Genomic DNA, 12,290 nt, shown 5'->3' on the forward strand with positions numbered 1-12,290 from the left:
TTACGCAGAATTAGCAGCTATTTTCGTTTTCTTATTCCTAAGGTACACTAATATGCTAACTATCGCTGCTGGAGTGATACCTTGTATTTGCTTCGCAATACCAATTGTTGCTGGCTTTATTGACTGCAACTTTTCTATCACTTCAGTTGACAAGCCTTTAATCTGTGAGTAGTTGAAATTAGTTGGAATTTGAGTATGAACTTCCTCTTGTAGAAACTTCATATCTGCTTCTTGTCTTACTAAATAAGGCTTGTATTTTGCTTCAATTGCAACTGCTTCATATATTTCATTCTTGGCTATGCTATCAGTTATAGTGTTATTACAGCACATGGCGCTGGAATCTACATTTTTTTCAGTGTCAACTGCATCCATTCTATCATCATTCAAGTACTGGATTCCAGTGTCAGCTACTTGGATGACAGGAAGAGGTGCTTTGGTGTTATGCAAGTAGCTGACACTGGAATCCATGTTTAACTCTGGCCATATTTCTCGTAATTTATTCCAGTCAATATTTGGATAACCGAGCAAATCTAATGCTGTTTTTCTTATTCCATCATAAGATATTTTAATGCCATAGGACCTGAGCTGCTCAGGAGTAATTGTTAGGCTCTCTAATTTCTCCTTAAGTTGCTTAATGGATTTAAGTTTACCCTGCAAAACAGAGTATCTCTCATGCGACACAAGAGAGATGTCATAACCTTTTTGTGTCAATCTTCTATCTGCATTATCTGACCTGATTGCCAGTCTATATTCTGCACGCGAGGTGAATAATCTGTAAGGCTCAGCAATTCCCTTAGTGACCAAGTCGTCTATCATTACACCGATATATGAGTCTGTACGATGAAGAACAAAACTTTTTTGAGATAAAGAGAATGCTGCATTGATTCCGGCAATAATTCCCTGCCCGGCTGCTTCTTCATATCCAGTGGTACCATTAATTTGACCAGCAAAATATAGTCCTTTAACTTTCTTAGTTTCGAGAGTATGAAATAGCTCTCGTGGATCGATATAATCGTATTCAACTGCATATCCAGGTCTTAATATTTCTGCATTTTCAAGCCCTTTTATACTCTTTATCATTTCATACTGCACTTCGATGGGCAATGAATTTGAAATTCCATTTGGATATATAGTGTTATCATCAATCCCTTCTGGTTCTAGAAATATTTGGTGATTATTTTTTTCTGCAAATTTTTTAACTTTAGTTTCAATTGATGGGCAGTATCTTGGTGCAATAACGTTATCTAAATATGAAGAAGCTGATCTGTGAAGATTCTCTCGAATTACTTTGTGTGTATGTTCATTAGTATGAGTAATAAAACATGAAACCTGAGGCTGGTTAATTTTCTCTGTAAGATAAGAAAATGGTGTAGGTGGATTGTCACCCACTTGTTCTTGTAATACCGACCAGTTTATAGTGCCACGATCAAGCCTCGGTGGAGTTCCGGTACGTAATCTGCCCAGTTTAAAATCATACTTCTTTAGCGTGTTTGCAAGCTCTATTGCAGGTTTATCCCCCATTCTTCCAGAAGGAGTTGTTTGCTCTCCTATATGAATCACACCACGTAAAAAAGTCCCTGTAGTCAAAACAACTCTGCTTGTCAGTATACGTTCACCTGAGTCTGTTATTACAGCTTTTATATAAGATTCTCCATTGCTATCACTTTCGATAAGAAAATCGTCAACTGACTCTTCTTTTACTGTCAAGTTGTTATAATTTAGAATAATTTCCTGTATTGCTTTTTTGTATAATTTTCGGTCTGCCTGTGCACGTGGGCCCCATACCGCTGCGCCTCTGCTGCCATTTAAAACGACCGAGTGTATGCTTGCTCGGTCGATAGCTCTCCCCATTATTCCATCAAGGGCATCTACTTCTCTAACTACAACACCCTTTGCAACTCCTCCAATTGCTGGATTACAAGACATCTCTCCTATAGTTGAAATTTTGTGAGTTATAAGTAGTGTGTTTGCACCAAGGCGAGCTGCAGCTGTAGCTGCTTCACACCCGGCATGACCGCCACCTACTACCACTACATCGTACTTATGCATCTTCTTGAGTAATTCCTACTCTATAATATTCCAACTATCAGTGATTGATGTCAAATTTTACAGATTACAACATTGCACACTAACTTAGCTCAAACTGCCGTCTCTCTCGCAGAAAAAACTTTTTCAACTTTGGGAAAGATGATACTTTTATTAACTTCTTCTTCCGGAAAGGTAATACATTCATCTACTTCTTCTTCCTGAGATATTTTGACATATGTAGAATCTGTAATCGAAATTGCACTTACTGCAGATTTAATTGCTGTTTCATCTACACAATGCACTATAGCTACAGTTGCAAAAAGCCCTAAAATCGGTGCTATCAGCCCTATCATTCCACTTATTAATGTAAATCCTATTTTTGGATTAGGAAAAATAGCAGCTATGCTTCCAGCAAGTGTAACTCCAATTGCAGCGCTTGTAGATATCATCAAACTCAAAAAATTTGCTACTTTTCCATGATCCTCCTCAATAGGATCTCTTTTGCAAAACTTATATAGCAAACATCCTACGTGAAAAATCGCAATCAATGCTGGAGCTATACAACCAGCAATTCCACCTATGGCTAAAGGTGATGAAGTGTCAAAACTTAACCACCAAGCTAATACTCCTAGTGCTGACACTATACTATAAGCTAACAAACAAATATACATACAATCCCTCTCACTAATTAATAGGCATCATTTTTACTCTAAATCGCAAACTTCCCCTCCGCCATCTAAATACTAAAGCAACAAGGAATGCTAACGGACGTGCAAAAATATCTAATGTTTATATTTATGTAAAGTGGAAATTTTTAGTGGGGCGAGCGACCAGGATTGAACTGGCGACATTCAGTACCACAAACTGACGCTCTACCAACTGAGCTACGCCCGCCAAGGTATAAAATTTCTAACACACAAGCATAAATAGTCAATTAATTATTTAAGCTACCTACTTTTGCATAGAGTTTTAAGTTTAGCGAATAAACATTTTCATTTATGCTTTTAGCATTATAGTTAATCGTATTGAAATCGTGATATGTTTAAAAGTATTTTCACATTTAGTTTTTTTACAGCTATTTCAAGAATTTTAGGGCTAATAAGAGATGTATTGATTGCTACAGTTATTGGTGCAACTTCTCTTGCAGATATATTCTTTTCCTCGTTTCGCTTTGCTAATTTATTTCGATCGTTTTTTGCAGAGGGAGCATTTACTACCTCATTCATACCATTATACTCTGCAGAGTCATATGATAATAAAAAGGCATTTAATTTCGCAAGTAGTGTAATATCCATTACGTTTATTATTCTAGTAATTTTTTGCCTTATCACACAAACCTTCTTCCCTTACATGATCAAAATCTTCACTCCTGGATTTGACCAAAATAAATTTACCTTTACTGTAACTTTGTCGAAAATTATGATGCCCTACATAATCTTCGTGTCAATCGCATCACTTATTGGTGGAATGTTGCAAGTAAAACAGCATTTTGCTTCAACAGCTATTTCACCAATCATTTTGAACCTCTGTTTAATCATCAGTTTGTTTTTACCTTACATTGAAACACCGGCTCATAACCTTTCTATAGCCGTCCTGATTGGAGGAATTTTGCAGCTACTTTTAATAATATTTAGTGCATACAAATTAAAGGCTTTCTTTTCTTTTAGTTTAGAATTAAGTAACGAAGTAAAATTATTTTTTAAACGTGTGATACCTGCAATTATCAACAATTGTGTAATACAAATAAGTGTATGGATTGACACAATCATGGCGAGTTTTATACCAAATGCAGTTTCTTATATATATTATGCCGATAGACTAAATCAACTACCGCAAGGAGTAATTGGCACTGCAATTGGTACAGTACTTCTTCCTCTGATTTCAAAACGAATAAATGATACTGAGAATATAGTCAAAATACAGAACAAGGCCCTTAATATAGGGTTAATATTAATTATGCCAATAACTGCTGCTTTTATCATTATTCCTGACATAATTTTACTTACGCTTTTTTCTTACGGCCGATTTGATTATTATGCAGTGCAGCAAACTGTTCCTACATTAGTAGCATTTTCTCTTTCTTTACCCGCATTTATTATAAATAAAGTATTGCTACCCACATTCTTTGCTAGGGGAAAGCTAAAAATACCAACTATGTTCTCATTAACTTGCCTTGGAATTAATGTAATACTAAATCTCATATTAATGAACAAATACCAACATATAGGAATTGCTATTGCTACTTCCATTTCCACTTGGATAAATTCTATTTTATTGATTAATTATTTAACAATAAATAAGATGTATAAGATTAGCCAAGCATTATTACTAAATATTGTAAAAATTCTCACTGCAACATTGGTTATGTCAATAGTTCTTTATCTCTCTAATTACTTATCAGCAGGGTTGTTTTTCGATAGAGGGCTAGCTCGTATTGTTTATTTAGTAACTTTAATAGCTTTGAGTGTTATTATTTATTCTAGCACTCTTTACCTAATTTTTAGAGGAAATTTGAATAATTTGAAATATGTATAAATTACACCCTTTGTATTGCTATATGTCATTTCAGCTACTATTCCAATATCCACTCCTTTCATCCCATAACCTATTCCTGTCATCCCAGCACCTATTCCTGTCATCCCAGTGCTTGACACTGGGATCCAGAAATTTTGTTGATTATATAATCTGGAAAACCTTATTTAAGTCACACTGGATCACAGTGTCACACACACAACTGTATGAGTGTTGTGGTTTGAGAGCAATTTCCACTGGGAACCCAGTGCTCATCAGACCAGCTTCTCATGTAAAAATGCTGTGTTTTAACATAAGAATAGCTACTTTTTTGCTAATTAACTTAATGTCTAATCAAATTTCCTGGATCCCAGACTGGGATGACAAGAAGAGAAGGGATGCTGGAATGAGAGGTCTATTATGAAACTTTCTTTATACGCCATATCATCAATCTTGTTTCTATTAATTCTCATGCACGTTGCTGCAACTTTTAAGGATTGGAGTGGCTACAGAGAATATATCGTAAAAGAGTTAGAGAAGACGTATGATGCTAAAGTACATGTTGGAGGAAAAATTGAAGTTTCGCTCATTACTCCAAAACTTACTATTCACAATGTATATGTACAATATAACAAAAACAAGGAACAAAAATTATCAGATTTAATTAGTGCAAAAAAAATTGAAATAAGGCCATCGTTGTTTTCATTTTCATTGCAACCAAAGTCAATCTCATTTTTGGGCATGAAAAGCAACAAAGAAAATTTACTTAATATTATAAATACGAAAGCCAATGATAATATAGTTGATATATTAATAAAGGACAGCCAAATAAGTTTTAACGCCGATACTATTAACATCAAGGAAGTTGCTATAAAAAAAAATAAGCAGTTTTTTGGTGAAGTACAGATTGGTGACAACAATTACGATTTTTCTGGAAAGGTTAATGTCACAAAAAATAATGTACACATTAGTGTTGATTCAAATTTTGCAAATTTGCTATTTAAAGGTAATAGAAATCAACAGGGTAATTTAACACTGACAATCAATAACAGTTCCGGTTCTGTGAGCAATTTAGCAAAAATCATTAATCTTAGCTTCCTTTCTTATGTGATTCCCAGCGAAAATATTGAGATATCATCCAATATCAATCTCAATGAAAGCGAGTTTACGGCAACTGATTTAAAAATTGAGTCCAAAAGCATTCAAGGCACTGGTATAATACAAAATGATAGAAAAAGTGATCATACTAACATCAATATTAGTTTTAGTAAAGTCGACCTAAAAAACGGCTCACACAAAACAACAGATATGAAGGGTCTTTTAGAATCTTTTAGAGAGGTTGTGCCAAAGAACCTGAGCTTGGATTTTAATATGGAAGCTTCAAATATTCAATATCAAAACAGGATATTAGACAAATTTCATGCTACGCTAAAATTTGCTAATGGCGAAATAAACGTTGATACTCTTCTTCAATTTCCTGGAACCAATAATATATCTCGCTTATCAGGAAGAGTTTCAAACAATGGCAACTTGTCTGAATTTAATGGTGATATATTGATAAAGGGTGAGTCGTTCATTTCACATATTTTACCTTCTATCAAGATGCAAGAAAGAGAGAAAAGTCAATTTACAGCAAGTTCTAAACTATATTTAGCACCTAGAATATTATCTCTTTCAGATATCAGATTGCTAAATAACAAAGAATCTTGGCAAGGATCAATTAAGGTAAATCACACAAAAAAACACAATATGATCGATAGCAAATTTAGCATACATAACATTAATATAGATAAATATGATTATTCATTATTCAGCAAAGTGCAATGGCTGAAAAATCTTAAATATGATGTAAATATAAGAACTAGTGTTAAAGATTCTATATTCAATGGTACAAAAATTGAAGATTTGGATTTTTCATTAAAAATACAAGAGAACAAGCTAGTTGCAGATCAAATAAAGTTATTCGGAGAAAATTTCGACATTACCGGTAGTGTAAAAATATTAGTGGATCAAAAATACACTAAGCCTTTATTAGACGTAAACCTTACAGGTAATAAATTTAATGGAAATATCTTTAAATTACCAAAACTATTAGAGGTAAAAAGAAACTCAAGAAATGAAATAAATCAAATTCAATGGTCAACAAAGCAGCTTAATTTTTTAGATGAGAAAGGAGATTTTGATGCAAACGTGGAAATCAAAACTACAGAATTTAAAATTGGGCAAAACGTCTTAAAAGATTTTAACTTGGATACAGTGATAAGAAACAACACTATCACTATCAAACAGATAAGTTACATACTAGAACATGGACAAATGTTTTTTCAGGGTTATCTAAAAGCAGGCTCAATTCACACAAAATTTTCTATTGCAAATTTGGACACCAAGGAAGTTATAGGAGTTAATAACATAAATGGCAAGATAAGCTTAAGTGGTGAAATCAAAACTCAAGGGACAAGCTTTGATGATTGGGCTAGTAACTTATCAGGAAATGTAAACTTTCAAGCACAGAAAATAGAGTTTACAAATGTGGATTTTAATTCATTCATCACTAAGTTGTTAAGCAGTAAGAATAAACCTGAAATTTCCAAGCTTGCTTACGTTGATATATATAATGGCAGTACGCTTTTTGAAAATATTAATGGAAAAGTAAGTATTAACAGTGGTGTATGTTCAACTAGTTCACAGTTTAGTATCGATCAAGCATCAGGTTCTATCTCTTCTAATTTAATCTTATCTAATTTCTCCTTAACTTCTATATTCAGACTCTTTTTCATACTACCAAATCATAATAGTCCTCTTTATATCGAGGCACACTTAGATGGCCCTATTTGGTGCCCTAAGATGAGTTTTGATGTAGACCAAATTTACAACACCTTAGTTAGCAAGAAAAATAGTTAACTCATTTAGATGTAGGATTTAAGGGACCATCTATCTTTAAGTTAGACCTTAGTAAAAGATGTTCTACTCTCACCAATGATAAGACTGATTGATTGTTTGTACATTCTCAATGCTTGCGTCGCTGCAGCTTGTGCTTGGACTCTCTGTCTCTCCAAGCAATAACTGTGTTATCTCCGTGTAGCCTTCACAAACAGACAAATGCAAAGGAGTAAAACCAGAATTGTCCACTGCATTAACATTTGCTCCGTTTTTAAGCAATAATTTCATTTCCTCTAAGCGGTTTCCGCAAGCAGCATAATGTAAGGGAGTAGCGTCATTATGATCTACTGCATTAACACTCGCTCCGTTTTTAAGCAATAATTTCATTTCCTCTAAGCGGTTTCCGCAAGCAGCATAATGTAAGGGAGTAGCACCCTTATGATCTGCTGCATTAACATTCGCTTTGCATGTCGATAACAATTCTATATGAGGAAGAGTAAATCGAGAATTACTTACTGAATTTCCTTGTTCTTGATACATAAAATACCCCCAGTTTATTACAGCTTAGTATAAATATCTACACTATATAAATATCAATTCAACTTATCACCACCGGGTAACGGTGGCAAGCCAAAAGCTTCTCTTTTTTCATTGAGCGTCATGAAGCTTGCGTTTTGCACGTATTTCCACATCTTTTGTCTTTTCTCCATTAGAATTTCTATCGCGTCTTTATCATATGACAAACATAAATCTTTACCAAACTTGGGCACTAGCCAAGAATTCAGGTGACAGATAATATTTTCTAGCGTTGGTAAAATCGTCTGTTCCCAAAGGGAAAGACGTGCTTCGATCAAATTGCTATAAGTATTATCACCTGGTATGCCAAGCAACTGCGGCGGAACGCCAAAAGCCAGTGCAATATCACGAGCTGAGCTGTGTTTAGACTCAATAAAATCCATATCTCTCGGTGATAAGCTCATTTCCTTCCACTCTAAGCCCCCTTCAAGTAATATTGGTCTTCCAGCGTTAACAGGACCTGAATAATGATCGTTTATCTGTGCTTTTAAGCGTTGATATTGCTCTTGACTTAAGTTTCCACCACTTCCATCCTTTTCTGATTTTACAACTATTGCACCACTTGGTCTTGCTCCATTTTGCAGCATTGCCTGATTCCAAGCACCAGCCTGATTATGCTGATCTATACTATATGCAGCTGCCTCAATTGGTGAAAGTCCATACCAATCATTCAAAGGGTTAAAGGTTTTAAGATGCAGTACTGTTGAACGCCCAGTCAATTTATCAACTTTAAAGTCATAACTGTTGTTATTTACGGTATAACGATAGGCATAAGGAACGTTACTTCTCCCCGGTAGGGTCGAGAACTGGCGCGCCTCTTTAGGGCTTGGTGGCTGATCCATTATTTTCATGTTGGGCCTCAATCCAAAATTCCCATGTTTACGTTTCCAGCTCCCGCCTCGTCAAACGCAGCATGCAGTTTTCCCGCACTACGCTTTCCTAGCAGATTCTTACCAAAGTTTATAACATCTTGTACTGGGGCTGCTTTCGGAACGTAATATCTTAATCTATAGTCTTTATATAGACCTAGTGTTTCGTATATCCATTCGCTACTCCACCTCTCCCAGCCAAATCCTTTTGCTTTTCTAGCTTTCATTAATTTGCGTCTTACTTTCTTCTCTACCCATAGTTTCACGTAGTTAAAGTTTCGACCTGAGTTTCCTATCCTAAAGTAGTTTGTCCACCCTCTCAGTATTGGATTAATGATATTTATCACTTTCCATATTGGTTGCGATTTGTGGTCGCGAAATACCTCCTTCAATTTTTGAAGTAAGTTTGTCCGCGCTTTCATCTGTGGTGTTGTTTGTACCCTCCACTTTCCTTGTTTTGTGATCTTCTCTCGAAAATCAAATCCTAGAAAGCTGAATGTCTCTCTTTCCTTTAGGTTAATTACTTTTGTCTTTTCTTTATTTACTTCTACCTTTAGTTTTGCTAATTCTTCTTGTACTCTTCTATACACTAATTTTTCTAGCCATTCCCATCTCTGGTGCCCATCTATCAGTATCACTAAATCGTCTGCCCATCTGGCGTATTCTATATGTCGATATTTTCCCTCTTTTGTCACCTCTTTTGCCTTCTCTAGCATTTTATCTACCTCATTTAGGTATATATTGCTTATTAGTGGTGAAAGTGGTGATCCTTGCGCTATTCCTCGTTTCCCTCCTACTTTGAGGATTAGCTTGATCAAGTGCATGATTTCTTTATCATTTACTCTTTTGGAAATCTTTTCCATAAGAATATGGTGTCGCACATTGTCGAAGTAGGATTTCAGATCTATGTCAATAACTTTTGTATTGCCTTTGATTGCTGCTTTCGATACTTTATCAATTGCTTCATGCGCTTTTCTCCTAGGTCTATATCCATATGATCCGTCCTGAAAGTCAGATTCAAATATTGGTTCAAGTATTAGCTTCAGTGCTGTTTGCACTATTCTGTCCCGGATGCAGGGTATGTTCAACGTTCTGAGTTTTCCCCCAACTTTTGGTATTTCCTTCCTCCGGTTCCTATTTGGGCTATAGGTTTTGGTTATTAGTTCGTGTCTTATTTGTTGAAGATACTTTTCTAAGCCTTCTGCCTCTATCGATTCAAATGTCACCCCGTCTATTCCTGGTGCCCCTTTGCTCTTCTTTGTCAGCTTATATGCTTCTTCTAGTGTCTCCATCTTGCAGACGTGAACATAGATTCCCCAGAATCGCCATTCCGGTTCTGTTTTCGCTTTGGTATATATCTTTCTTCTCAGGTCTTGTAATTTTATTGGCATTTTTATCATTTTTACCTTTACCTTCCTTTTTGTTAAAAGATTTCTACTAGTAGGGTGCCTTTGCTCCATGAGAGTTACCTCACTTCTTTACTACTACGCACCCATCCGCCACCCTCTCATCTTCGGTTCTTTTCCTGTTTTCCAGTTATAGAACCTACCACTCCAAGGTATTTCTCCTTGGGATGAGGAGGGCTTCTCCAGTTGCTTTGTATGTCCTCATTACCATGCTATCACTACCACCCCGCTGAAGTAGAACAATTGTATCAGTCGTTTTTCAACTGCCTATTCTGCTTTCGCCCATTGACCGCTGGCTCAGCCTTCAGTTCTTATCGTTTTCGAGGCCACCTATATGTTTGCTTTCGCTACGGCCTGGTAATTCGCCATTATCCTATGATAACGTTGTCGGTAGGCTTCAACATTTTGCTTTCCCTCCACATTGCTACCCTAGCTACAGGACTTCGACTTTTATCCTGGTGGGTCTACCTCCCACTGAACATACTTGCCTTCTCTGGACACACAGCCAATTACGAAAATTTAAAAACTGCATTCCACCACCACTAAACCTGCTAACATGAAAACTCTTACTTCCACTTTGTACTATTCCATCATGTAAAATAGTCCAACCAGTTTGTTTACCAAGATCTAGTGTAAGCATTCCCCTTTCAATTGCCGAGTACATATATATACAAGATTTGAAAAAATTACGTCCAAAAAATCTTTAATTTTCGAAATTTAACAACTAATATGAAAACTCTTTTACAGTCAGTTTGCTTGCCAAGCCTTTCAATTGTTGGTTACGTATATATATACAAGATTGGAAAAATTTTCGTCCAAAAAATCTTCAATTTTTGAAAAATTTTTCTCGAATTTGAAAACCTTCTAAACATGATTTTTTTACTTTTAGAGGTTTTTTTATTATTCTACTTTTATATTTTATATGTTTTTATATATGTGTATATTTTTATATATGTATTATATATATATATTATATATAAGGGTTTCAGGAAGCTAGAATCCCCCATATTGGCGGACTTCAGATATGCCGTTCCTAGGAACGGTTTTAGGAACGCATGGTGAAAACTCGCCATATAGGCTAGTTCTAGATTCCTGATTCCTAATTCCTGATTTAGGAAGCCAGTAATTAGGAACGGAACTTAAGGTTATAGAGAGCATACTTTTCAACTATTTTCCTCTTAAAAATTTAAGCTATTCTTTTAATAGCGAAATCCACATTTTTAGCTCTTTAGGTGATATTGAATTTCAAAATATGAAATTCTTATATGTTTTTAATATAACTTTAGGAAGCCTGAGCTACCCATTCTTAAAAATATTGAAATCCATTCAAAATAGGTTCCAAAAACCTGAACTGTATTATTTTAAATTGCATCAGTATTATTCTCAAAAAAAAACAATAGAATATCAATAGATTAAAAATTGCATCAGTATTATTTATTTTTGCTCCTGTCCTACATAAGGGCATTAATAACTTCCATCCTTAAAGCATTAATTTGTTTTAGGGAAAACCATGAAATTAAAAAATATAGCTATAATTGTTAAAAACGTAAAATACCAAGCCTATAGACTAAAACTTGCTAAGTGCTTTATTGATGAGAATAACGAAGACCTTGAACAAGAACTCTTCTGTGAAATTTGGCCATGCCTTGATCAGTATGATGAAGATAAAAGTAGCTTTAACACCTTTGTAGCAAGATTAACTGAAAATAAAGCTATTAACCTGTTAAAGAAACAGCGATGTGCAAAACGCGATATCAATAACTATATTAGTATCGATGTAACAGAGCTACTTGAGGATGAAATAACAAAACGCATTGATGTAGACTATATGATCTCGGTTTTACCAAAGGAATGGCAAAATATATGTGAGCAACTTAAATTTTTTAACTTACATGAAGTTGCCAAAATGAACAACGTTTCAAGAACCACTTTAAACAATATTATCAAGAAGATACGTGCCAAACTTTCTCCTATTTACTACGAAGGCAAAAAGAAAAATTGAACAAAATTTTTGCCTTTC

General features: G+C 35.0%; 7 protein-coding genes, 1 tRNA gene and 2 pseudogenes. 3 read left to right on the top strand and 7 right to left on the bottom strand.

Features of this window, described 5'->3' with window-relative positions:
• The 3 genes from mnmG to ONG75_RS03630 form a co-directional block, all read right to left on the bottom strand.
• Nucleotides 1–2,049, bottom strand: coding sequence for a tRNA uridine-5-carboxymethylaminomethyl(34) synthesis enzyme MnmG (gene mnmG / locus ONG75_RS03620; RefSeq protein ID WP_264375805.1), 2,049 nt, complete (start codon nucleotides 2,047–2,049; stop codon nucleotides 1–3).
• Between the two features lie 89 nt (nucleotides 2,050–2,138).
• Nucleotides 2,139–2,699: a hypothetical protein gene (locus ONG75_RS03625; RefSeq protein ID WP_264375806.1), complete on the bottom strand. Its 561-nt coding sequence runs from the start codon at nucleotides 2,697–2,699 to the stop codon at nucleotides 2,139–2,141.
• 147 nt (nucleotides 2,700–2,846) lie between these two features.
• Nucleotides 2,847–2,922: transfer RNA gene (locus ONG75_RS03630), tRNA-His, on the bottom strand.
• 144 nt (nucleotides 2,923–3,066) lie between these two features.
• Between ONG75_RS03630 and murJ the strand changes: the two genes are divergently transcribed.
• Entirely contained in the window at nucleotides 3,067–4,563 is a 1,497-nt protein-coding gene (gene murJ / locus ONG75_RS03635; RefSeq protein WP_026092648.1) for a murein biosynthesis integral membrane protein MurJ, read from the top strand.
• A 396-nt stretch (nucleotides 4,564–4,959) separates the two neighbouring features.
• Nucleotides 4,960–7,440, top strand: a complete 2,481-nt coding sequence (locus ONG75_RS03640) for an AsmA-like C-terminal region-containing protein (RefSeq protein ID WP_264375807.1) — start codon at nucleotides 4,960–4,962, stop codon at nucleotides 7,438–7,440.
• A 69-nt stretch (nucleotides 7,441–7,509) separates the two neighbouring features.
• On the opposite strand, the gene ONG75_RS03645 is transcribed toward ONG75_RS03640, so the two are convergent.
• From ONG75_RS03645 to ONG75_RS03660, 4 genes and pseudogenes are all read right to left on the bottom strand, one after another.
• The gene (locus ONG75_RS03645) at nucleotides 7,510–7,959 is read right to left on the bottom strand and encodes an ankyrin repeat domain-containing protein (protein WP_064085664.1); all 450 of its coding nucleotides are present in this window, start codon (nucleotides 7,957–7,959) and stop codon (nucleotides 7,510–7,512) included.
• 53 nt (nucleotides 7,960–8,012) lie between these two features.
• Nucleotides 8,013–8,792: pseudogene (locus ONG75_RS03650) on the bottom strand (phage portal protein); the annotation flags it as partial.
• Nucleotides 8,793–8,854: 62 nt separating this feature from the next.
• A complete protein-coding gene (gene ltrA / locus ONG75_RS03655) occupies nucleotides 8,855–10,324 on the bottom strand; it encodes a group II intron reverse transcriptase/maturase (protein ID WP_264375419.1) in 1,470 nt (489 codons plus the stop codon).
• 448 nt (nucleotides 10,325–10,772) lie between these two features.
• Nucleotides 10,773–10,910 (bottom strand): annotated as a pseudogene (locus ONG75_RS03660) (Holliday junction resolvase); the annotation flags it as partial.
• A gap of 870 nt (nucleotides 10,911–11,780) precedes the next feature.
• Between ONG75_RS03660 and ONG75_RS03665 the strand changes: the two are divergent.
• The gene (locus tag ONG75_RS03665; RefSeq protein ID WP_264375550.1) at nucleotides 11,781–12,272 is read left to right on the top strand and encodes a sigma-70 family RNA polymerase sigma factor; all 492 of its coding nucleotides are present in this window, start codon (nucleotides 11,781–11,783) and stop codon (nucleotides 12,270–12,272) included.
• Nucleotides 12,273–12,290 lie beyond the last annotated feature (18 nt).

It is taken from the genome of Wolbachia endosymbiont (group B) of Sphaerophoria taeniata (assembly GCF_947179355.1).
Lineage (GTDB): Bacteria > Pseudomonadota > Alphaproteobacteria > Rickettsiales > Anaplasmataceae > Wolbachia.

Excerpts from the sequence above, each read along its gene's own strand:
- ltrA (WP_264375419.1), bottom strand. The coding sequence starts at position 10,324 with ATGGAGCAAAGGCACCCTACTAGTAGAAATCTTTTAACAAAAAGGAAG.
- ONG75_RS03645 (WP_064085664.1), bottom strand. The coding sequence starts at position 7,959 with ATGTATCAAGAACAAGGAAATTCAGTAAGTAATTCTCGATTTACTCTT.
- ONG75_RS03625 (WP_264375806.1), bottom strand. The coding sequence starts at position 2,699 with ATGTATATTTGTTTGTTAGCTTATAGTATAGTGTCAGCACTAGGAGTA.
- mnmG (WP_264375805.1), bottom strand. The coding sequence starts at position 2,049 with ATGCATAAGTACGATGTAGTGGTAGTAGGTGGCGGTCATGCCGGGTGT.
- murJ (WP_026092648.1), top strand. The coding sequence starts at position 3,067 with ATGTTTAAAAGTATTTTCACATTTAGTTTTTTTACAGCTATTTCAAGA.
- ONG75_RS03665 (WP_264375550.1), top strand. The coding sequence starts at position 11,781 with ATGAAATTAAAAAATATAGCTATAATTGTTAAAAACGTAAAATACCAA.
- ONG75_RS03640 (WP_264375807.1), top strand. The coding sequence starts at position 4,960 with ATGAAACTTTCTTTATACGCCATATCATCAATCTTGTTTCTATTAATT.